This is a genomic window from Janthinobacterium sp. PSPC1-1, from assembly GCF_049897625.1.
In the GTDB taxonomy this organism is placed as follows: domain Bacteria; phylum Pseudomonadota; class Gammaproteobacteria; order Burkholderiales; family Burkholderiaceae_D; genus Janthinobacterium; species Janthinobacterium tructae.
In genome coordinates this window covers 565,792-589,103 of sequence record NZ_JAFCWP010000003.1, presented here as the reverse complement: position 1 = coordinate 589,103, position 23,312 = coordinate 565,792, and the positions used below count along the sequence as shown (strand labels likewise).

The 23,312-nt window shown below is 63.1% G+C and carries 15 protein-coding genes; 13 read left to right on the top strand and 2 right to left on the bottom strand.

Going from position 1 to position 23,312, the window contains the following annotated elements; all coding sequences use genetic code 11:
* Window positions 1-4 precede the first annotated feature (4 nt).
* The 7 genes from astA (at window position 5) to ACP7EG_RS13685 (ending at window position 11,505) form a co-directional block, all read left to right on the top strand.
* The gene (gene astA / locus ACP7EG_RS13715; protein WP_426088023.1) at window positions 5-1,057 is read left to right on the top strand and encodes an arginine N-succinyltransferase; all 1,053 of its coding nucleotides are present in this window, start codon (window positions 5-7) and stop codon (window positions 1,055-1,057) included.
* A complete protein-coding gene (gene astD, locus ACP7EG_RS13710) occupies window positions 1,050-2,531 on the top strand; it encodes a succinylglutamate-semialdehyde dehydrogenase (protein WP_426088022.1) in 1,482 nt (493 codons plus the stop codon). The genes astA and astD overlap by 8 nt, the downstream gene beginning before the upstream one ends.
* Window positions 2,532-2,540: 9 nt before the next feature.
* Window positions 2,541-3,881, top strand: a complete 1,341-nt coding sequence (gene astB, locus ACP7EG_RS13705) for an N-succinylarginine dihydrolase (RefSeq protein WP_426088021.1) — start codon at window positions 2,541-2,543, stop codon at window positions 3,879-3,881.
* Window positions 3,882-4,034: 153 nt separating this feature from the next.
* Window positions 4,035-8,750 carry an NAD-glutamate dehydrogenase domain-containing protein gene (locus ACP7EG_RS13700; protein WP_426088020.1) on the top strand — a complete coding sequence of 1,572 codons (4,716 nt, stop codon included), beginning with the start codon at window positions 4,035-4,037 and terminating at the stop codon, window positions 8,748-8,750.
* Window positions 8,750-9,769, top strand: a complete 1,020-nt coding sequence (locus tag ACP7EG_RS13695) for a succinylglutamate desuccinylase (RefSeq protein ID WP_426088019.1) — start codon at window positions 8,750-8,752, stop codon at window positions 9,767-9,769. Before ACP7EG_RS13700 ends, ACP7EG_RS13695 begins: the two co-directional genes overlap by 1 nt.
* A 148-nt stretch (window positions 9,770-9,917) precedes the next feature.
* On the top strand, window positions 9,918-10,886 hold the full coding sequence (locus tag ACP7EG_RS13690; RefSeq protein ID WP_426088018.1) for a DUF2167 domain-containing protein: 969 nt from the start codon (window positions 9,918-9,920) through the stop codon (window positions 10,884-10,886).
* Window positions 10,887-10,995: 109 nt separating this feature from the next.
* Window positions 10,996-11,505: a DUF1993 domain-containing protein gene (locus tag ACP7EG_RS13685; RefSeq protein WP_086138669.1), complete on the top strand. Its 510-nt coding sequence runs from the start codon at window positions 10,996-10,998 to the stop codon at window positions 11,503-11,505.
* On the opposite strand, the gene ACP7EG_RS13680 is transcribed toward ACP7EG_RS13685, so the two are convergent.
* Window positions 11,502-12,044, bottom strand: a complete 543-nt coding sequence (locus ACP7EG_RS13680; RefSeq protein ID WP_426088017.1) for a glycine zipper 2TM domain-containing protein — start codon at window positions 12,042-12,044, stop codon at window positions 11,502-11,504. The genes ACP7EG_RS13685 and ACP7EG_RS13680 overlap by 4 nt on opposite strands.
* 160 nt (window positions 12,045-12,204) lie before the next feature.
* Between ACP7EG_RS13680 and ACP7EG_RS13675 the strand changes: the two genes are divergently transcribed.
* The 6 genes from ACP7EG_RS13675 to ACP7EG_RS13650 all read left to right on the top strand — a co-directional run bounded on the left by ACP7EG_RS13675 (window position 12,205) and on the right by ACP7EG_RS13650 (window position 21,121).
* A complete protein-coding gene (locus tag ACP7EG_RS13675) occupies window positions 12,205-13,317 on the top strand; it encodes an NADH:flavin oxidoreductase/NADH oxidase (RefSeq protein WP_426088016.1) in 1,113 nt (370 codons plus the stop codon).
* Between the two features lie 153 nt (window positions 13,318-13,470).
* On the top strand, window positions 13,471-15,054 hold the full coding sequence (locus ACP7EG_RS13670) for an ABC-F family ATP-binding cassette domain-containing protein (RefSeq protein ID WP_426088015.1): 1,584 nt from the start codon (window positions 13,471-13,473) through the stop codon (window positions 15,052-15,054).
* A gap of 265 nt (window positions 15,055-15,319) precedes the next feature.
* Window positions 15,320-15,778: a RidA family protein gene (locus tag ACP7EG_RS13665; RefSeq protein ID WP_070254760.1), complete on the top strand. Its 459-nt coding sequence runs from the start codon at window positions 15,320-15,322 to the stop codon at window positions 15,776-15,778.
* 129 nt (window positions 15,779-15,907) lie between these two features.
* The gene (locus tag ACP7EG_RS13660) at window positions 15,908-17,338 is read left to right on the top strand and encodes an amino acid permease (RefSeq protein ID WP_426088014.1); all 1,431 of its coding nucleotides are present in this window, start codon (window positions 15,908-15,910) and stop codon (window positions 17,336-17,338) included.
* Between the two features lie 293 nt (window positions 17,339-17,631).
* Window positions 17,632-19,104 (top strand): amino acid permease, encoded by a 1,473-nt coding sequence (locus ACP7EG_RS13655; protein ID WP_081344397.1) that lies wholly within the window; start codon window positions 17,632-17,634, stop codon window positions 19,102-19,104.
* Window positions 19,105-19,171: 67 nt separating this feature from the next.
* Complete coding sequence (locus ACP7EG_RS13650; protein WP_426088013.1) at window positions 19,172-21,121, top strand: alpha/beta fold hydrolase; 1,950 nt, start codon at window positions 19,172-19,174, stop codon at window positions 21,119-21,121.
* Window positions 21,122-21,132: 11 nt separating this feature from the next.
* Here the strand turns inward: ACP7EG_RS13650 and ACP7EG_RS13645 are convergent, their stop codons facing one another.
* A complete protein-coding gene (locus ACP7EG_RS13645; RefSeq protein ID WP_426088012.1) occupies window positions 21,133-23,283 on the bottom strand; it encodes an FUSC family membrane protein in 2,151 nt (716 codons plus the stop codon).
* Between the last annotated feature and the right edge of the window lie 29 nt (window positions 23,284-23,312).

Below are 23,312 nucleotides of genomic sequence, written 5' to 3'. Positions count from 1 at the left end.
CATTATGCTAGTAGTACGCGCCATCAACGCTTCTGACCTGGACGCCCTGTACGGCTTGGCCAGCCAGGTCGGCACCGGCATGACCACCCTCAAGCCGGACATGAAAATGCTGGGCGACCGCCTGGCCATCGCCTGCGCCTCGTTCGCCGAAACCATCGCGCCCGAAAAGCGCGACTACATGTTCGTCATGGAGGATACCGATACGGGCCGCCTGGCCGGCGTGTGCGCCATCAAGGGCGCCGTGGGCCTGGAAGAGCCGTTCTATAACTACCGCATCGGCACCCTGGTGCATTCCAGCCGCGAGCTCGACGTGTTTACGCGCATGGAAACGCTGTACCTGTCGAACGACCTGACGGGCAGCACGGAGCTGTGCTCGCTGTTTCTGCACCCCGATTACCGCAGCGGCAACAACGGCAAGCTGCTGTCGAAAAGCCGCTTCCTGTTCATCGCCCAGTTCCCGCACCTGTTCACGGAAAAGCTGATCGCCGAAATGCGCGGCTACCAGGCGCCGGACGGCAGCTCGCCGTTCTATGAAGGCCTGGGCCGCCACTTCTTCAAGATGGATTTCCATCACGTCGACGACTTGACGAGCCTGGGCAAGAAATCCTTCATCGCCGAACTGATGCCGCGCCAGCCCATGTACGTGGCCTACCTGCCCGACGAGGCGCAGGAAGTGATCGGCAAGGTGCATCTGAGCACGGCGCCCGCGCGCCGCCTGCTGGAACAGGAAGGCTTGCACTTCGAAGGCTATGTCGATATTTTCGACGCCGGTCCCGTGCTGCAGGCGCGCGTGTCCGAACTGCGCGCCATGCGCGACAGCATGCCGGCCATACTCGACGCAGAGGCAGCACCTGAAGTCTGCGGTGACCTTGCCCAGGCCGAGCCTTACCTGGTGTCGAACACCGACCTGAAAGATTTCCGCATGATCGTTACCAGCGCCAATCCGCACAGCGGCAAGATCGCGCTCGATGACGATGAATTGCACCTGCTGCGTTGCCATAACGGCGACACCGTGCGCACCTTGTCACTCAACCCGAGGAAGCATCCCCATGTCTAATGTGAATACCACGCAATCGAACTTCATCAACGGCGACTGGCTGCCAGGCACGGGCCGTGAACTGCTCACCGTCGACCCATCGAACGGCAAGCAGACCTGGGCCAGCCTGGAAGCGACGCCAACGCAGGTCGAAGAGGCTTGCCAGGCCGCCCGCGCGGCGTTCGAAGCATGGGCCGATACGCCCGTCGAAGAACGCATCGCCATCTGCGTGCGCTTTCGCGAACTGCTGAAAGTTCATGCGGAAGCGCTGGCGCTGCTGATCTCGGAAGAAGTGGGCAAGCCCTTGTGGGAGTCGCGCACGGAAGTGGCCACCATGGCCAACAAGATCGATATCTCGGTGCAGTCGTACCACGCGCGCACGGGCATCACGCAAAGCAAGATCGCCGATGGCGACGCCGTGCTGCGCCACCGTCCGCATGGCGTGTTCGGCGTCTTCGGCCCGTATAACTTCCCCGGCCATCTGCCCAACGGCCACATCGTGCCGGCCCTGATCGCCGGTAACACCATTGTCTTCAAGCCCAGCGAATATGCGCCGCGCACGGCCGTGAAAACCGTGCAGCTGTGGCAGCAGGCCGGCTTGCCGGATGGCGTCGTCAACCTCGTTAACGGCGGGCGCGATACGGGCGTGGCCCTGGGTGCCAATGCGCACCTCGACGGCGTGCTGTTTACGGGTTCCTGCCAGACGGGCATCAGCCTGCACCGCCAGTTCGGCGGCCAGCCGGGCAAGATGCTGGCGCTGGAAATGGGTGGCAATAACGCCCTGGTCGTATGGGATGTGCAGGATGTCGACGCCGCCGTGCACCACGCGATCTTCTCCGCTTTTGTGTCGGCCGGCCAGCGCTGCACCTGCGCGCGCCGCCTGGTAGTGCAAGATAACGCTGCGGGGTCTGCCTTGGTGGCGCGCCTGGTGGAAGTGGCGGCGAAGCTGGGCATCGGTGCGTCCGACGCGCAGCCGCAACCCTTCATGGGCCCAGTAGTGTCGGCTGCCGTGGCCGCGCGCCTGGTGCAGGCGCAGGCGGACATGGTTGCCAAGGGCGGCACCACCCTGCTGCAGATGCGCCAGTTGAATCCCGCAGCGGGTTTTGTCACGGCCGGTATCGTCGACGTTACCGCTGCCACCGGCATTCCCGACGAAGAGTGGTTCGGCCCACTGCTGCAGGTGATCCGCGTGGCCGATTTCGATGCAGCCCTGAAGGTTGCCAACGCCACCGAATTCGGCCTGGCCGCCGCGCTCCTGTCCGACGATGCGGCGCTGTGGCACCTGTTTCAAACGCGCGCGCGCGCCGGCATCATCAACTGGAACCGCCCGACCACGGGCGCGGCCAGCACGGCGCCGTTCGGCGGCATCGGCAAGTCGGGCAACCACCGTCCGAGCGCCTATTACGCTGCCGATTACTGCGCCTACCCGGTCGCGTCGATCGAGAACAGCGCGCTGGAGATGCCGGCCAAGCTGTCGCCCGGCCTGAATTTTTAAGGAATAACCATGCACAGCACGCGCGAATACAATTTTGACGGCCTGGTCGGCCCATCGCATAACTATGCCGGCCTGTCGTTCGGCAATGTGGCCTCGTTCAGCAATGTGAAAAGCGCTTCGAATCCGAAGCAGGCTGCCTTGCAGGGCCTGGCCAAGATGCGTGCGCTGGCCGCGCGCGGCTTTGCGCAAGCCTTGCTGCCGCCGCAGGACCGCCCCAATTTCCGCCTGCTGCGCGCTATCGGTTTCACGGGCACGGACGCCGAGGTGCTGGCGCGCGCCTACAAGGAATCCCCTGTGATTCTGGCCTGCGCCTATTCGGCCTCGCCCATGTGGACGGCGAACGCCGCCACGGTCAGCCCGTCGGCCGACACGCAGGATGGCCGCGTGCATTTTACGGCCGCCAACCTGAATAACAAGCTGCACCGCGCCTTCGAGCACGCGCAGTCGGCACGCAGCCTGCGCGCCATCTTCAGTGACGAAAAACACTTCGCCGTGCATGACGCGCTGCCGTCGACGCCCGCCTTTGGCGATGAGGGCGCGGCCAACCACACGCGTTTGGGTGCCAACCACGGCGCGCCATCGGTGGAGTTGTTCGTGTATGGTCGGGTGGAGTTCGATCCATCCGCGCCGTCGCCGAAGCGCTATCCGGCGCGCCAGACCCTGGAAGCGTCGCAAGCCGTGGCGCGCCTGCATGGCCTCGATGCAAAACGCAGCGTGTACGTGCAGCAGAATCCGGACGTGATCGACCAGGGCGTGTTCCATAACGACGTCATCGCCGTCGGCAATGGCAATGTGCTGTTCTATCACGAGCAGGCGTTTGCCGATGAAGAGGAGAGCCTGTCGCAGCTGCACCGCGCCGTTGCCGCCACCGGTGCGCAGCTGGATGCGCTGCGCGTGGATACGGGCCAGGTACCGATCCAGGATGCGGTGACCAGCTATCTGTTCAACAGCCAGTTGCTGACGAAAGAGGGCGGCAAGATGGCGCTGGTGATACCGCAGGAGTGCCAGGAAAACCGCGCCGTGTCGCGCTACCTGGAAGGCCTGGTGGCCAGCGGTGGACCCATCGATGAACTGATTCATTTCGACCTGCGCCAGAGCATGCGCAACGGCGGCGGGCCCGCCTGCCTGCGTTTGCGCGTGGCCCTGACGGAAACCGAAGCGCGCGCCATGCACCAGGGCGTGATCATGACGGAAACGCTGTACCATCGGCTGGTGCAGTGGGTGGAAAAACACTACCGCGACCACCTGGAGCCGGGCGACCTGGCCGACCCGCAGCTGGCGCTGGAAGTGCATGCGGCGCTTGAAGAATTGACGATCATCCTCAACTTACCTGGATTGTACGACTTGTAGGCGATAGAAAACACACAGAAAAAATCCGAGACAGACTATCCGTAGCACAGACAGAATTGGACGGGCGACCCCCGTCTCTTGACACCGCTGCCGCCCAGCCACAAGCCCGAACGACAGCGTTGGACATTCACATTACCGTAATGGAGATGCAAGATGAATCACACGCCACAAGATTTGCGTACACAAACGCTGGAGCTGATTAACGCGGCTGGCAATGCGAACAAGGCGGCAGCGCCTGTCGTACAACTGGTGCAGGCATGGCTCGACTCGCTCGACGCCGAAGACCTGGCCGATATCGCGCCCGACAGCCTGGCGCCCGTGCTGGTCGACGGCTTTACGCAAGCTGCCAAGCGCACCGGTAGCGGCTGCCAAATCGCCACCCTGCGTTATGCCGATGGCCGTGGCGGCATGGCGAGTGCCTTGCTGATCCTGAACGAAGACATGCCTTACCTGGTCGACTCCATCGTCATGGCCATGCGCCGCCAGCACCTGGCCGTGCGTGGCGTGATGAATACCGTGCTGCCTGTGCGCCGCGCCGCTGACGGCAGCGTCGAAGCGGTGCGCCAGCCGGGCGACCCGCTCGAATCGTATGTGCTGGTGCTGCTTGACGAAGAGCTGGCGCCGGAAGCCCTGGCCGCGCTGGTCGCCGCCCTGGAGATGGTCGCGCGTGACGCCGCCGTCGTACGCCGCGATGCTGCCGCCATGGGCGAGCGCTTGGCCTCCGTCGCCGTGGCTGCCGCCCAGCATGGCGAAGAAGGCGCGGAAGTCGCCGCTTTCCTGGAATGGGCCCGCAGCGGCGGCTTTGAAGTGTTCGGCTATGCGTACTACCGCGTCAAGCCGGGCGTGCGCGAACTCGAACGCGACATCCCGAGCCGCGTCGGCGTGCTGCAGGATACGGCACACCCCGTCTACAGCACCTGCCTGGCGAATATTCCCGGCGACTTCGACACCCTGGCCAAGCGCGAATCGGCGCTGTCCATCGTCAAGGCCGACGTGGCGGGTACTTTGCACCGTGACCAGCAGCTCGATTTCATCGGCGTGCGCGACATGGATGCGCAAGGCGCGATCCTGGGCGAGCATTGCTTCGTCGGCCTGTTTACCCGTGCCGGCAACTCCACCCCGCTGGCAGCGCTGCCGTTTGCGCGCGGCCGCGTGGCCAAGGTACTGAGCCTGGCTGGCGTGCGCCAGCAAGGCTTCCGCGCCGAGAAATTCCGTGAAATCCTCGAATCCCTGCCGCGCACCGAAGCGCTGGAAGCGGACCTCGACTGGCTGGCGCAAGTATGCGGTTCCGTCGTTTCGCTGTACAAGCAGCCGCGCACCAAGGTCTTTGCGCGCCGCGACGTGTATGCGCGCCACCTGAACGTGCTGGTGTACCTGCCGCGCGAGCGTTACAGCGCCAGCGTGGCATCGAGCCTGGCAAAGGCCCTGCAAGCCAGTTCCGGCGCCACGCATGTGAGCACGCAAACCCTGGTGGCCGACGGCCCCCTGGCACGCGTCTACCTGATCGCCCACGCCGCCCGTTACCCGCTGGACCTGGAAACGGATATCGAACAGCCGCTGCTGGGCGTGCTCGATGGCTGGCATAACGGCTTTGCCGCCGTGGCCGACGCCGTGCCCGACGTGGCCCTGCGCACCAGCCTGCGCAAACTCTGCGCCACCTTGCCGCTCGATTACGTGGCCGCCACGGCGCCAGCCGTCGCCTTCCGCGATCTCGACACCATCCTGCGCAACACCGATTCATCGCACGTGGCCGTACGCATCGAGACGGGTGCCGTCACCACCATCCGCCTGTATTCGGCCAACAAGGTGCCGCCGCTGTCGGCCATCTTGCCGGCCCTGCACAATGCTGGCGTGGCGATCGATCGCGAGCAGGCCTTCTCGATTTCGCCACTGGACGGCACGCGTTATTTCGTCACCAGCCTGACGGTCGATGCCGCCAGTGCGGCGAAACTGGCGCAGCCATCCGTCGTCGCCGTGGCGCAGGAACTGTTTGCCGCCCTGTTCAACGACACGGCCGAAGATGGCCGCCTGAATGGCCTGGTCATCGAAGGCGGTTTGTCGACGCGCGAAGTGCAGCTGGTGCGCGCCTACACCAGCTACTGGCGCCAGACGGGCAGCCGCTTCTCGGTGCGCTACATCGCCGAAAGCCTGCGCAAGCAGCCGGCCCATGTGAAGGCCCTGGTCGACGCCTTCCTGCAGCGCTTCGATCCATCGCTGTCCGACGCGCAGCACGCGGCCGCCCTGGAGGCGATCGCCACCATCAAGGCCGGCCTGCCATCCGTGAACCATGCCGATACCGAGGAAATTCTCGGCGCGCTGGCCGACCTGATGGCCGCCACCCTGCGCACCAGCTACTTCCAGAATAATCAACAAGGCGACAAGATCATCTTCAAGTTCGATACCAGCAGCCTGGCGCTGGTGCCGGAACCGCGTCCTTACCGCGAGATTTTTGTCTTCTCGCGCCGCTTTGAAGGCGTACACCTGCGCGGCGGCCCTGTCGCCCGTGGCGGCTTGCGCTGGTCCGACCGCATGGAAGACTACCGCACCGAAGTGCTGGGCCTGGTGAAGGCGCAGATGGTGAAAAATGCCGTCATCGTGCCGGCCGGCGCAAAGGGCGGTTTTGTCTGCAAGATGATGCCGAAGGACGCCGTGCGTGAAACCATCGCGGCCGAAGGCGAAGCCGTGTACCGCCTGTTCATTTCCAGCCTGCTGGAAGTGACGGACAACCGTTCGCTGGGCAATATCGTGCCGCCGGTCGATACCGTCTGTTTCGACGACGCCGATCCTTACCTGGTAGTCGCCGCCGACAAGGGCACGGCCACGTTCTCGGACATCGCCAACGGCATCGCCGTGCAGCGCGGTTTCTGGCTCGGTGACGCGTTTGCCTCGGGCGGCTCGAATGGTTATGACCACAAGAAGCTGGGCATCACGGCCAAGGGCGCATTCGAAGCCGTGAAGCGCCACTTCTATGAAATGGACCACGACTTGAACACCACGCCGATCACCATGGTCGGCGTGGGCGACATGTCGGGCGACGTGTTCGGTAACGGCGTATTGCTGTCGCGCCAGCTGAAACTGGTGGCCGCATTTGACCATCGCCATATCTTCCTCGACCCGACACCGGACGTCGCCGTCTCGTTCGAAGAACGCGCGCGTCTGTTCGCCTTGCCGCGCTCTTCGTGGGACGACTACAACAAGGAATTGATCTCGGCAGGCGGCGGCGTGTATCCGCGTTCCGCGCGCACGATCGAGCTGTCGCCGCAGATCCGCGCCGCGCTCGATATCGCAGAAACCTCGCTGGCGCCGGAAGAACTGATGCACCGCATCCTGAAATCCCCGGTGGACCTGTTCTACAACGGCGGCATCGGCACCTACATCAAGGCATCGACCGAGACGCACGCGCAGGTGAAGGACCGCGCGAATGACCATATCCGCGTCAGCGGCAATGAGCTGCGCGTGAAAGTGGTGGCCGAAGGCGGCAACCTGGGGGCGACGCAGGCAGGCCGCATCGAGTTCGCGCTGACGGGTGGGCGCATCTTCACCGATGCGATCGACAATTCGGCCGGCGTGGATTGCTCGGACCATGAAGTGAACGTGAAAATCTGGCTGGACGTGGAAGTCAATGCGGGCAAGCTGACGGAAGCGGAACGCAACCGCGAGCTGTATGCGATGACGGACGACGTCGAACGCCTGGTCTTGCGCGACAACACGCAACAGACGCATTTGCTGGTACGCGAGCTGCAGGCGCAAAGCGAGAGCGCCGTGCAGGATGGCTATGCCGCCCTGATCGCCAGCCTGGAAGAAGAAGGCGCCCTGTCGCGCGAGCTGGAGCAACTGCCTTCGGTGGCCGAACTGGCACGCCGCAAGAGCGACGGTCGTGGCCTGACCACGCCGGAACTGGCGGTGGTGATTGCCAACGTGAAGAACCGCTTCAAGCGCATTCTGTCGGCCCTGCCGTTGACGGACGAAACGTGGGCCGAACCGGTCTTGAAACCGTACTTCCCGTCGCTGCTGGTGGAAACCCGTTCGGCGCTGGACCACCCGCTGGCCAACGCCATCCTGGCGACCGTGCTGGCCAATGAAGTGATCAACCGCTGCGGCCCGCTGATGATCCGCAACCTGGCGGCGGAACATGGCGTGGACGAGTCGGCAGTGATTCTGGCATGGGGCCAGGCCTGGGTGGCGCTGAATCTGGCGCCCGTCTTCGACGCGCTCGATGCGGATGCCTTGACGATTCCGCGTGCCGTATCGATCAAGGTCGACGCGCAAACGCGCGTGCTGCAGCAAACGATGATCACTGGTGTGCTGTCCGTGCCGGCCGAGCAATTGCGTGGCGCCGGCCTGGCCGAACTGACGCGCTTGTTTGGTGCGGAATCGAAGCGCGAACTGCTGCAAGCCGTTGGCATCAAGTCTGAAGCGGCGCTGGTGCCGGGCTTGACGCCTGCCTTCGTGCAGGCGTGGGATGCGGTCGACGCGCTGGAAGTCGTCGCCGGCTTCCTGTTCCCGGCCCTGTCCGTGCCGCGTCCTGCGGCGATGGACCTGGCGGCCTTCCTGCAAGTGGGCCTGGCCCTGCGCAGCCAGGCGGGCATCGATACGCTGGAGCGTGGCCTGAAGCTGGCCGCACAAGGCAAGTCGCAGGAACAGTTGCGCAACTACGCGCAGCAAGCGCTGCGCCGCACGCAACAGCGTCTGCTGACGCAGGTGCTGGCGCGTGCCGAGCAAGGCAATGCGGGCCAGGCCGTCGATGCGGTGACGGGCGCGCTGGGCTTGTCGGCGTATGTGGCGGCGACGGAACTGGAGCAAGCCATGCTGGACGTGTGGACGCTCTCCGAGGCTGTGAATAAAGTGACAGTGGAAGCGGCGGTGTAATGACGCAAGAAGTACGACAAGTTGGGCAGGGCGCTGGCGGCTTGCCGCCAGCCGTGCAGGCGCTGGCGCAGGCCGATTTCAGCGGTGTGGCACAGTTGTTTGCCAACGCCGGTTTCACGGTGGCCTTGCCAGCACCGGGCATGCTGCAAGTCGTCAAGCCGCAGGCCGATGCGGGGCGCGCCAGCGTGGCCGTCTCGGTGGGCGTGCATGGCGACGAGACGGGGCCGATCGAAGTGCTGGCACATCTGCTCGACGCGCTGTCGCGCGATGCGTCGCAGCTGGCCGTCGACCTGCTCGTTTGCGTGGGCAATGTCGATGCGATCCGGGCCGGCAAGCGTTTCATCGACGCCGACCTGAATCGCATGTTCCGCCCCGTGCGGGGTAGCCTGGCGCAAGCGGCGGAAAGCGCGCGCGCCGATGAAATGATCGCCGCCACAACAGCGTTCTTTGCAGCGGCCGGTCCCGTGCGCTGGCACCTGGATTTGCACACGGCCATCCGGCCTTCCGTGTATCCCACGTTTGCCATCGTGCCGGACCTGGTGGCCGACGACGCCAAGGCGCAGCTGATAGCCTGGCTGGGCCAGGCGGCCATCGGCGCCATCATCATGAACCCGCAGTCGGCCGGCACCTACAGCTATTATTCGGCCGAACATTGCGGTGCGGCCGCCAGCACGGTGGAGCTGGGCCGCGTGGGCACCCTGGGACAGAACGATTTGTCCCTGTTCGACGACGTGTCGCGGGCGCTCGACGGCTTGCTGCGTGGGCTGCCTGCGCAGCCCGTCAAGGCGCAACCGCACGTGTTCAAGGTGGCGCAGGAAATCATCAAGCACAGCGATGAATTCCGCATGGCGTTTGATCGCAGCACGCAAAACTTCACCTCGCTGCCGCAGCACGCCGTGATCGCCAGCGATGGCGAGCACGTCTACACGGTGCAGCACGCGGAAGAGCTGGTGGTATTCCCCAACCCGGACGTGCGCGTGGGCTTGCGCGCCGGTCTGATGGTGGTGCGCGTTTCTTGATTGTCCAGTAATCGTATCGCCTCAGGCGCCAGCCGGGATTTCCCGCCTGGCGCTTTTTTCATGAGAAAAATGCTGTACGGAAATAATTATCCATTAAGCAATCAATTGATTTAAAATATTTACCCTTTGCAATTTTTTTGGACCGATCATGTTGAAACGCCTGCTGACAGCCTTGCTGTGCCTGACCCTCTCCGGCCTGACGGCTGCCGCCCCTGCCGAAGAGAAGGCAGCCGCACCGGAAATGACGGCCGAGCAATTCCTTGCCCAGTTGTACCTGCAACGCGGCAAGATCACTTTGCCAGGCGGCATCGCCACCCTGGATTTACCCGCCAACTTCCGCTATTTGTCGCCGACGGACGCCGAGCGGGTGCTGGTCGATGCCTGGGGCAATCCACCGGGCATGGTATCGCTGGGCATGATCGTGCCCGCCAAGACCAGCGTGCTCGAGCGCGATAGCTGGGGTGTCATCGTCACGTATGAAAAGGAAGGCCATATCAAGGATGACGATGCGGACAGCATCAAGTACGACGAATTGCTCAAGGATATGCAGGCGTCCGTGCTGGACAATAACGCGGAGCGCAAGAAGCAGGGTTATCCCGGCATCCATTTGATGGGCTGGGCGGAAAAACCCAGCTATGCCAAGGAGACGCACAAGCTGTACTGGGCCAAGGACTTGATGGTCGATGGCGGCGAGCACTCGCTGAACTACAACGTGCGCGTGCTGGGCCGCGAAGGCGTGCTGAACCTGAACGCGATCGCCAGCATGCAACAGATCGAGGCGATCAAGAAAGAAATGCAGCAAGTAACGGCGTTCACGGAATTTACCGACGGTAACCGCTACACGGATTTCGACAGCAAGACGGACAAGGTGGCCGAATACGGCCTGGCGGCGCTGGTGGCGGGCGGCGTGGCCAGCAAGCTGGGCCTGTTTGGCAAGTTGCTGGCGCTGCTGCTGGCCTTCAAGAAAGTGCTGCTCCTGGCCGTGGTGGGCGGCGGCGCGGCCATCGTCAAGTTTTTCGCTGGCAAGCGCAAGGAAAAGCAGCAACCAGTACTACCGCAGGAGCCGGTTGAACAGCCCGGCCACACGTCGGACGGCAAGGTGAATCTGGACAAGTAAGGGTAACTGGGCCGCTCGGTGCGCTGGCGAACAGGAGTGGCATTGCGCGCGCGGCCGGAAAACAGCGCCTCGGGTACACTGACTCATCGTTCACTATCAGGAGTTCGCCATGTCCGTGTCCATGTATCAGGCAACCATTCCCGTCTTCATCCGCGGCTTGCGGGTCGTCTCGGCCCTGCTGGAAAAAGCGCAAGCCCATGTGGAGGAAGATGGCATCGTGCCCGAGATTTTACTGGGCGCGCAACTGGCGCCCGACATGCTGGACTTGACGGCGCAGGTGCAGCGCGCCAGCGATACGTCGAAGATGTCGGTCGAGCGCCTGAGCGGCGTACCGGCGCCGAAGTTCGAGGATAACGAAGCGTCGTTCGAGCAGTTACAGGAACGCATCGCCAACACCATCGCCTACATCGACAGCGTCAACGCGGGCCAGATGGCCGGCAGCGCGCAGAAGGAAGTGGTGCTGAACTGGACTGACGAGGGCAAGAAATTCTCGGGCGACAATTACCTGCTCAGCTTTGCCTTGCCGAACTTCTATTTTCACGTCTCCATGGTCCACGCCATTCTGAGAAACAATGGCGTGGCCGTGGGCAAGCTCGATTATCTGGGACCGTACGATTAACGTTGCGGTTGCTGCTCAACCTGGTTCTGCACCGCATTGCCCAGCATGCCGCCGCCGATCACGCCGGCCACGGTCGCCAGCGCCTTGCCGCGGCCGCCACCGACCTGATTGCCGATCAAGCCGCCGATAACGGCACCCGTGCCGATGCCCACGTAGTTCGGTTGTGCCGGTGCCGGCGCAGGCACTGGCTGCTGCTGGCGTGCGGGTTCGCGGTAGGCTGTGTCGCGGTAGCCATCGTCATTGTAGGCAGGACGCGCTTGCGCCACTTGCGTGTGGTGCACGACGCGCTTGTGCACGACGGGCGCCGGGGCTGGTGCCGGGGCGGCTTGTGCGACGACGGGCGCGGCAACCGGTGCGGCCACAGGCGCTGCCAGGGCCGCCACGTCGGCAGGTACGGCCGCTGCGGCAGGCACATTCGCCCGCGAATTGGGCAGGATGCCAGCGATGGACGCCGCGCCTACCAGGCACAGGACGGTCACGGAAATGGCGGCGCCGGCCATCAAGGGGTGGATGCGGCTGGCGGTGGTCGTCGTGTTCATGTGTTCTCCTGGGGTGGTATTGCGGCTGTTATTGATGTGTCCAGATTAGCGGCCGCGCCTGCGCAAGGCTAGCCCTTGCGCTGTATCAAACGTAAGCAGGTGTAAGCCGCGCTTTTCAAAGCGCAGTAGAATCGGTGCTTCCCCTTTTCCGGAGTTCGCCATGAGCCAGCTATTCACGCCGTATGCACTGGGGCCGCTGCAGGTGGCCAACCGCATCGCCATCGCGCCCATGTGCCAGTACTCGGCCGACAATGGCAACGCCACCGACTGGCACATGATCCACCTGGGCCATCTGGCCCTGTCCGGCGCGGGCTTGCTGATGACGGAAGCGACGGCCGTCTCGCCCGAGGGACGCATCTCGGCCGATGACCTGGGCCTGTGGTCGGATGCGAATCAGGCTGCGCTGGCCAGCGTGGTGCAGGCGATCCGCCGCCACGCTCCGATTCCCCTGGTGGTGCAGCTGGGCCACGCGGGACGCAAGGCGTCGAGCCGCGCGCCATGGCAGGGCGGCGCTTGCGTGCACCTGGCCGACGGTGGCTGGCAAACGGTGGCGCCGTCCGCCATCGCCCACGCGCCCGGCGAAACCGTGCCGATCGCCCTCGACGAGATGGGTTTGTTGCAAATCAAGGGCGCCTTTGTCGCGGCCGCCCAGCGCGTGCATGCGCTCGGTATCGAAGGCATCGAACTGCACGCGGCGCACGGCTATCTGCTGCACCAGTTCCTGTCGCCCCTGTCGAATCACCGCACCGATGCGTATGGCGGCAGCCTGGATAACCGCATGCGCTTTCCGCTGGAAGTCTATGAAGCCGTGCGCGCCGCCGTGCCCGCCAGCATGGCCGTGGGCGTGCGCCTTTCCGCCACCGACTGGGTCGAGGGCGGCTGGGAAATCGAGCAAAGCGTGCGCTTCGCGCAGGAACTCAAGCAACTGGGCGCCGATTTCATCCACGTCTCCAGCGGCGGCATTTCGCCGCAGCAGCAGATTCCCGTGGGACCGGGCTACCAGGTGGCGTTTGCCGAACGCATCAAGCGCGATAGCGGCTTGCCCACCATCAGCGTCGGCTTGATCACGGAGGCGCAGCAGGCGGAAGATATCATCGCCAACGGCCAGTCCGACATGGTGGCGCTGGCGCGCGCCATCCTGTTCGACCCGCGCTGGCCCTGGCATGCGGCGGCCCAGCTGGGTGCACAGGTACAGGCGCCACCGCAGTACTGGCGCTCGCAGCCGCGCGAATTCAAGAACCTGTTTGGCGACACGACCCTGGGCCAGCGCTGACAAGCCTGCTCTGCTACACTGTCGCTTCTTCCCCATTTCTCCAGGACGCTTCGACATGCGCCATTGATACTGCCGTGCTGTGCACGGCCTCGCCCTTCCCGCCAGCGCAGCATTGCGCCGCGCGGGTTCGCCAGCCTTGCTCAAGGAGTATCCATGCCCGCATTACTACAACTCGACCGTCTTTCCTTCGTGCTGCCCGATGGCCGCTCCCTGTTTTCCGATTTGCAATTTGCCTTTGCCCCGCAACGTATTGGCCTCGTCGGCGATAACGGCGTGGGCAAGAGCGTTCTCGCGCGTCTGCTGGCGGGCCAGGCGCAGCCGTCTTCTGGCGCCGTGCGCTGCGACGGCAGCGTGCATTACGTGGCGCAGGAGCTCGATCCGCAGCGCTACCCCACCGTGGCGGCGCTCGCCGGCATGCAGGACTTGCTGGCGGCGCTGGCGCGCATCGCCGCCGGCAGCATCGACGAGGCCGACTACGCCCTGGTGGGCGAACGCTGGGATGCCCCCGCCCGCTTGCGCCAGGCGCTCGATGCGCTCGATTTGCGCCATGTCGATGCCGACACGCCGACGAGTCGCCTCAGCGGTGGCGAACGCCAGCGCATCGCCTTGCAAGGCGCCTGGCTGTCGCAGGCGGACTGGCTGGTGCTCGATGAACCGAGCAACCATCTCGATGCGCGACAGCGCGCCCGCCTGGTGGCGCAGATGGCGCGCTGGCCCGGCGGCTTGCTGTTGGTCAGTCATGACCGCGCCTTGCTGCAGCACGTCGATGCCATCGTCGAGCTGTCGCCGCAGGGCTTGCGCAGCTATGGCGGCAATTACGCCTTGTATGCGCAGCAGCGGGAACTGGAGCAGGCCGGCTACGTTGCTGCCCTGCAAGCGGAAAAGGCCGGTGCCAGACGTGAACAGCGCGAGGCGCAGCAGCAGGCAGAACGGCAACATAAACGGGTGACGCGCGGTGAGCGCGAGGGCCGCGAAGGCAATCAAAGCAAGCTGCTGCTCGACGCGAAAAAGGAGAAAAGCCAGGATAGCCAGGGCAAGCTGCGCCTGCGCGCGCAAGAGGCGCAGCAGGCGCGCCAGCAGCGCGTGATGGACGCCAGCGCCCGCTGCGCGCCCGAGGTCGAACGGCTGCTGCTGGCGCCCGAGGGCCTGGTGCCGAATGGTAAATTGCTGCTCGAATTGCGCGACGTGGTCTTGCCGCATGGCCAGGCGCACGCGATTAACTTGCTGCTCAGCGGGCCGCGCCGCCTGGCCGTGACGGGAGACAATGGCAGCGGCAAGTCGACCCTGCTGCGCGTGATCGCCGGACAGCTGGCACCGGCCAGCGGCGAGCTGCGCTGCCATGCGCGGGTGGCCTGGCTGGACCAGCACGCAGGCCTGCGGGAAGGCGAGCGGAGCGCCGTGCAACGCTTGCAGGAACGCAACAGCATCTTGCCGGAAGGCGAGCTGCGCACGCGGCTGGCGCTGCTGGGCATTGCCGGCGCGCGCGCCACCATGCCCAGCCGTTTGCTCAGCGGCGGCGAGTGCATGAAGGTGGCGCTGGCGGCCGAACTGTATGCGCAGGCGCCGCCGCAACTGCTGTTGCTCGATGAGCCCGACAATCATCTGGACCTGGCCAGCCTGCAGGCGCTGGAGCAGATGCTGCTGCAATATCAGGGGGCGTTACTTGTGGTATCGCACGACCGCGCATTTCTGGATGGCCTGAAGCTTGACCCAGAGGGCTTGACAATGCATAAATGATAATCAAGTGAAAATAGTCACGCTCGATGCCTGTAGAGCATGCTTCATGAAGCAATGCTGAATTTTGTTTGATTGTCGGTATAATCCACTGAATAACCGGTCCTATTTGTGAACTAAAACTGCTCGTTCACCAATATGATGACGTTTAATCTGGCGCTGTTGTCGGTCACTGCCGCGCTGCCAGGGCGCCGTCATCCCGCCATCATCCTGTTCTTGCTGTTGATGAATTTCGGTTTCGTTTATATTGTTTTCTTGGAGAAATAGCATGTCGTTTTACGAAAAACTCAAGGCCCTCAACATCGAATTGCCAGTCGTTGCCGCACCAGCTGCCGCTTACGTGATGCATGCCCGCACGGGCAACACGGTCTTCCTGTCTGGCCACCTGGCCAAGAAGGATGGCAAGGTCTGGGTCGGTCAACTGGGCAAGGACGTCACCACGGAAGAAGGCAAGATCGCAGCGCGCGGCATCGCCATCGAACTGATCGCCACCCTGCAAGACGCCTGCGGCGGCGACTTGAACAAGGTCAAACGCATCGTCAAGGTCATGAGCCTGGTCAATTCCACCTCCACATTCACGGAACAGCACCTGGTGACCAATGGCGCCTCGGAACTGTTCGTCGAAGTCTTCGGCGACAGCGGCAAGCATGCCCGCTCCGCCTTCGGCGTGGCGCAAATCCCGCTGGGTGCTTGCGTCGAAATCGAGCTGATCGCCGAACTGGCCTGACGCAGTGGTCTGACCACATGAGCATGCCGGCGCTCAGCCGCCGGCCAGCCCTTTCCTCCTTTCCAGCAAGAGCGGAACCGCCATTGGGGCGAGGGATCGGTGTATTCAAGAAAAAAACGGAGACACGTAATGAAAACGAGTGAACAAGGCTTGCACCGCGGCCTGGGCGAGCGGCAAATCCGCCTGATGGCGCTGGGCGCCGCGATTGGCGTGGGCCTGTTTTTGGGTTCCGGCAACGCGATCAAGATGGCCGGTCCCGGCATCATGCTGTCGTATATCATCGGTGGCGCGGTCATCTTCATGATCATGCGCGCGCTGGGTGAAATGGCCGTGCACAATCCCGTGGCAGGTTCTTTCAGCCGCTATGCCCAGGATTACCTGGGACCCCTGCAAGGCTATCTGACGGGCTGGAACTACTGGTTCCTGTGGCTCGTCACATGCGTGGCGGAAATTACCGCCGTCGCCATCTACATGGGCATCTGGTTCCCCGATGTGCCGCGCTGGATCTGGGCCCTGGCGGCCCTCGGCTCCATGGGCGCGATCAACCTGCTGGCCGTGAAAGCTTACGGCGAGTTCGAGTTCTGGTTCGCCCTGATCAAGGTGGTCACCATCATCCTGATGATCGTCGGCGGCACGGGCATGATCGTCTTTGGTTTGGGCAACGGCGGCGTGGCCATCGGTATCTCGAACCTGTGGACGCATGGCGGTTTCTTCCCGAATGGCGCGCAAGGCGTGTTGATGTCGCTGCAGATGGTGATGTTTGCCTATCTGGGCGTGGAAATGATCGGCCTGACGGCTGGCGAAGCGGCCAACCCGAAGAAATCGATTCCCGACGCCATCAATTCGGTGTTCTGGCGCATCCTGATTTTCTATGTCGGCGCGCTGTTCGTCATCCTGTCGATCTACCCATGGAATGAAATCGGCACCACCGGCAGCCCCTTCGTGATGACGTTCGAACGCCTGGGCATCAAGACGGCCGCCGGCATCATCAACTTCGTCGTGCTGACGGCGGCCTTGTCGTCGTGCAATGGCGGCATCTTCAGCACCGGTCGCATGCTGTACAACCTGGCGCTGCAAGGCCAGGCGCCGAAGGCGTTTGCGGAAACCACGGCCAGCGGCGTGCCGCGCCGCGCCATCCTGGTGTCCGTCTTCGCGCTGTTGCTGGGCGTGCTGCTGAACTACCTGGTGCCGGAAAAAGTGTTTATCTGGGTCACCTCGATCTCCACCTTCGGCGCCGTCTGGACCTGGGGCGTGATCCTGGTCACGCAGATCCAGTTCCGCAAGACCTTGACGCCGCTGGAAATCAAGAACCTGGCCTTCCGCATGCCGTTCGCGCCCTACGGTTCCTGGATTTCGCTGGCCTTCCTGGCGCTGGTGATCGGCTTGATGGCGTATTTCCCCGATACGCGCATCGCCCTGATGGTGGGACCAGCCTGGCTGATCCTGCTGACGGTGCTGTACTACGTGCTGGGTCTGGCGCCGAAAGACCGTCGCGACGACGTGCCGCAAGGCTACGAGGCCGGCTGGCCGCCGGCCGATGCGCCAAACGTCAAGAAGTAAGCCAGCGTAGTTGAGCTGAGTCAAAAGCGCGTCCCTGCTCCTGCAGCGGCGCGCTTTTTCTTTCATATAAACAATTTCTTCTTCGCCTGCACTCCTGCGGCTTTGCCGGCGCACGCCTGGCGTTGTTTCCTTGCATCAAAGTTCTGTTTAGCTGAGCCGATGAAAGCCCTATAATCGCTTAGTTTTGAAAATGGTCGCGATCTTTCCGGTTTTTTGCCAGGTAGGGCCGGAGCGCCGTTTCAAGTCTTTTTACCCGTCGTACGAAAATACGTATGCCTCATAAAGGAATGCTAGTGAGCCAAACCCTGGTCCAGAAACTTTGCCGCACCAAGCCGATCGATACCACGGTCGAATATGGTGAAGGCCTCAGCAGCAGCGGCTTGAGCCGGTCCATCGGCCTGTTTTCCCTCACCATGATCGGCGTCGGTGCCACCATCGGCACGGGCATTTTCTTTACCATGGTCGAAGCCGTCCCCAAGGCGGGCCCATCGGTCGTCCTGTCTTTCCTGATCGCCGCCATCACGGCCGGCTTGACGGCCTTGTGCTACGCGGAGCTGTCGTTCCGCATTCCCGCCTCCGGCTCCTCGTATTCGTTTGCCTACGCCACCGTGGGTGAGTTTCTTGCCTTCATCATGGCCGCCTGCTTGCTGCTCGAATACGGGTTGGCGGGCAGTGCCGTGGCCATCGGCTGGTCGTCCTACCTGAACAACTTCCTGGAAAATGCCTTCGGCTGGCACATTCCCGAGATGCTGCGCACGCCGATGATCGTTTCCGGCCCGCATGGCATGGAGTTTCATGCCGGCCACATCAACCTGCCGCCCATCTTTTTGATCTGTATGTGCGGCTTCTTGCTGTTGCGCGGCGCCAAGGAATCGGCCCTGATGAATGCCATCATGGTCATCATCAAGCTGGCGATCCTGGTGTTTTTTGTCGTTATCGCGTTTTCCGGATTTAATGCCGACAATTTCTTCCCCTTCTTTAATACTGACAATAGCAAGGGCTTTGCCGGCATGACGGGTGTCACCGCCGCGGCCGGCACTGTGTTCTTCTCCTTCATCGGCCTCGATACGGTGGCCACCGCAGGCGACGAAGTCAAAAATCCCACGCGCAATGTGCCGCGCGGCATCCTTGGCGCCCTGCTCATCGTCACCGTGTTTTACCTGCTGGTGGCCGTGGCCGCCCTGGGTGCGCAACAGGCGAAATTGTTCGAAGGCCAGGAAGCGGGCCTGGCGGTGATCCTGCAAAACGTCACGGGCAAGACCTGGCCCGCCCTCGTGCTGTCGGCTGGCGCCGTCATTTCCGTCTTCAGCGTGACCCTGGTGACGATTTATGGCCAGACGCGCATCCTGTTTGCCGTCAGCCGCGACGGCCTGATCCCCAAGTCGTTCCAGAAGATCCACCCGCGCACGCTGGTGCCAGTCAGCAATACCATCATCGTCTGCCTGGTGGTGGCCGTGGTGGCCGGCTCCATCGATGCCACTTATTTGTGGGACATGGTCAGCATCGGCACCCTGACCGCCTTCATGGTCGTCTCGGTTGCCGTGCCCGTGCTGCGCCACAAGCAGGGCGCCAACCGCATCGAAGGCTTCAGCGTGCCGTTCGGCCCGTACGTGATTCCCGGCCTGAGTATCCTGGCTTGCCTGTACATCATGCGCGATTTGCCGCATACGACGTTTGTCGTGTTCAGCGTGTGGATGGCGGTGACAGTGGCCATTTACTTCCTGTACAGCATGCGGCATTCGCACCTGGGCAAGAAGGCCCGCTAATGCAGCCTGTTCCATCCAAAACCGCCGCGCTTGCCGGCGGTTTTTTTCATTTCTAACCGGAATTTACATGATGAAAATAACTGATCTGGCCGGCTACGGCTTGCTGGCTAGCAGCCTTCTGGTGAGCCTGGCGCAGGCAGCCCCTGCAACCGAGCCGGCATTGCGCGATTACCGCGCCGTGGCCCTGTCGGCCAATGGCCAGCACATCGCCACCATCGAATCGAGCAAGGCGGGCGAGCAGCCGCAGCGCCCGCATGCAGTCATCGTCGTGCGCGACGCCGCCAACGGCGCCATCGTGCAGCAATTCGATCCTTGCACCGTGTGTTCGTACGACAAGCCCAGCTGGTCGCCCGATGGCAGGCAGCTGGCCTTCGTCGGCTACGACGCCAAGGCGGGCACGGCGCAGCTGTACCTGGCCACCCTGGCGCAGGCGCCAGTGCGGATGTTAACCAGTATCAAGGGCGTGGCCAGTACGGCGCGCTGGTCGCCCGACGGCAAGCAGCTGGCCTTGCTCGCCACGCTGGGCGCGCGCAAGTTGGCCGGCGCCGTGGAGGCGGGCGTGCGCCAGGTGGGCGAAGTGGGTAGCGAAGACGATGCCCAGCGCATCGCCGTCGTGCCTGCCAGCGGCGGTGAGCCGCGTTTGCTGTCACCAAGCGACACCTATGTGTATGAATACAGCTGGACGCCCGATGGCCGCGGCTTTGTCGCTACCAGCGCGCAGGGCAATGGCGACAGCAACTGGTGGGTTGCCAAGCTCAGCCATATCGATGCGGCCACGGGCGCCCTGCGCGTGATCGCATCACCGGCCATGCAGCTGAATCTGCCTTCCGTCTCGCCGGATGGCAAGACGGTGGCCTTCATCGGTGGCCTGATGAGCGATTTTGGCTCCATCGGCGGCGATATCTACACGGTGCCGCTGGCCGGCGGCACGCCGCGCAATCTCACGCAAGACTATCGCGGTACCTTCAATGGCGTCGTCTGGCGCGGCGCCGGCTTGCTGGCGACCGCGCTGATCGACTCGCAACTGGCGCTGGTGCCTGTCGATGCGCAAACCGGTCCGGCCCAGCCCGTGATGCTCGGTGAGCTCAGCAGTAGCGGCAGCGATGGTCGTCTGTCGTTCAGCGCCGATGGCCGCCAAGCCGCTGCCGCACAGGAAGATTTTACGCACGCCAGCTACCTGGTGGCGGGACCGGTGGGCCAGCTGAAAAAGATCACGGGCGACAATGACGGCTTTGCGCCGCAACTGACGGTGCAGAACGTGGGCTGGAACAACGAGCAATACAAGGTGCAGGGCTGGCTGCTGGGACCGTTGTCGGTGGAGGCCGGCAAGCGCTACCCGATGATCGTCAACGTGCATGGCGGCCCGGGCGCGGCCGCCTCGCCCCGTTATGTGGCAGCGAGCACCGTGATCGAGGAATTGACGCAAAAAGGCTATTTCGTCTTCCTGCCCAATCCACGCGGCAGCTTTGGCCAGGGCCAGGCGTTTACGCGCGCCAACATGGCGGACTTTGGCGGCGGCGACTGGCGCGACATTCTCGCTGGCATCGACGAAGTGCAAAAAGTGGCGCCTGTCGACGGCCAGCGCCTGGGCTTGATCGGCCATTCGTATGGCGGCTTCATGACCATGTGGGGCGTCACGCACAGCGATCGTTTCAAGGCGGCCGTGGCGGGCGCGGGAGTATCGAACTGGATCAGTTACTATGGCCAGAACGGCATCAACCAGTGGATGATCCCGTTCTTTGGCGCGTCCGCCTATGACGATCCTGCCGTCTACCGCCGTGCCTCGCCCATCGAATCGATCAAGGCGGCGAAGACGCCGACCCTGATCTATGTGGGCGAGCGCGACGTGGAAACGCCGGCCGCCCAGTCGCTGGAATTCTGGCACGGCTTGCGCGCCATGGGCGTGCCGTCCAGCCTGTTCATTTACGATGGCGAAGGCCATTCCTTCCGCAAGCCTGAACACCAGCGCGACTTGCAGAAACGCACTATCGGCTGGTTTGAGCAGTATCTGAAGTAAGTTGGGCAGGCTTAGCGCGGCGAGACAATGTGCACGATCGCGGCGCTATGTACCACGATCTTGTCCGCATCGGCTTGCAACAGGCGGATGCGTCTTTTGACCAGCGGCCAGCCCGACCAGGCCACGTCGCTGACGGGCGGTGCGGCAGGAGCGGCCAGCGGGGCGCTGATGGTGGCCTTGTTGTCGAGTTGCTCCAGCGCGCGCGACAGGGTCAAACACACTTGCGTATGGCTATGGCTGAGCAGGGCGTTGACGGGCGCGACAGGCAGCTGGCTGGCGTGCCGGCCCAGGATCGAACGCAGCGCCGCCACGTGGGCCACCAGCAGGTAATTTTGCACGATGAACAGGTTGATGTCTTCCACGGCCCGCTGCTTGCTGGCCGGTTCATCGAGCATGCGCACGAGTGCCGAACTGAGCGCGGCCAGGCTGTCCATCAAACGCTTGCGCTCGATGCGGTAGGCGAAATCATCGAAGCATTTCCCCTGTAGCAGCGCGAAGCTGGCTTGCATATAGCTCAAGTTTACATTCAGCACCTGCCGCACCAGCCGTGGCAGGCTCTGGTATTCCCAGTTGGCCAGCACGAAGCTGAACACGGTGGCGACCGCCGCGCCGATCAGCGTGTCGATCAGGCGCTCACTGACGAGGTTCGGATTGCTGGGCGCCACCAGGTGCATTTGCAGCAAGATCATCAGGCTGACGGCGATGGCTGTGTAGCGGTAGCGCAAGTAAATAAAAGTGGGCGTGGCCACGATGGAGAGAAATAAAATGGCCATCAGAACGATATTGCTGTGCACAAAGCGGATCACGATGGCCGTGACCACGCAGCCGATGATGGTGCCGATGATGCGGTCGGCGCGGCGCTGGCGCGTCATGCTGAAGGTGGGGCGCAGGATGATGACGATGGTGAGCACGATCCAGTAGCTGTGCGCCGCATATGGCAGCCAGTGGCCGATCAGCAATCCCACCGAGATGGCCATCGAGACGCGCAGGGCGAAGCGGAACACGGGCGAGTCCAGGCGCAAATTCGACAGCAGGGTCTTGAGTTCGTATTTCTGCTGCGACAGGAATGGCGCCATGTCGGCACCGCTCCAGAACGGCACGTCGGCATACACCTTTTGCGTCGCCAGGTGCAATTCACCGATCATCTTCAGAATGGCGCGGATCTTGTTGCGCTGCGCGCGCAAGGTCGCCAGCGCTTCCTGCGCAGCGTCGCCTTGTGCGTGCAGGCGGGCAATTTCTCCTTCGATATCGGCCCATTCCTTGTCGTAGCTGATCTGCGCATACGAAGCGCGCTTGCGCGTGACGGCATACGCCACGGCTTCGATATCGCGCGCCGCCTTGTAGGCGAGGTCGTGCAAGGATTGCAGTACCTCGGAGTCGGCCAGGTGCTGGCGCAGCAGCGCGTAGTCCGTGTGCGTGGAAAGGATCAGTTCATATAAATCCAGCATGCACACGTGCACTTGCACGACGATGGCGTCCTTGCTGTTTTTGTGGCTGCGCAAAATCAGGTCGCGCGACGCCTGCTGGCGGTCGGCCAAAATACTTTGATGGCGCACCAGCTTGTTGAATTGCTCCGTCAAATTGAAACGCGTGTCGTAGAAATCGGCCTTGATGTCGATGTAGGCGGCTAACTCGAACAGGGCTTCGGCCAGCACTTGCTGTTTGATGCGGTGACGCAAGACCCAGGCGATGGCCATGGCGTAGGCCAGATAAATCAATCCCCCCAGCATGAACAGGCCCGCGTGGTGGAACGATTGCTGCCACGTCATCTGGTGCTCCATCGACATGGTCATGATGAACAGGGCGGCCAGCTGCAAGGGCATGGATTTCTTGCCGTACACCACCATCATGCTGGCGAGAAAACTCACCAGCACGAGTACCGTCATCAAGAGCCACTGCACGGGCCCGCACAGGCTGATTAATAAGGTGACGGCGCTGCACAGCAGCACGGAAGCCAGCATTTCGTTGAACTTGTGGCGCAGCGGGCTGGGCATGTCCATCAGGGTCGTGCACAGGGCGCCGATGCATACCGTCATGGCGGTGGCGCTGTCGCTGAGTTCCTGGACCAGCAAGGCCAGGCCCACCAGGCCGACGGCCACGCGCAAGCCCAGGTAAAAATAATGGCTGTAAATAAAGGTGCGCAGGTTCAGTGCGTAGTGCATGGGATTACCTTGTGGGTAGGGCACAGAAA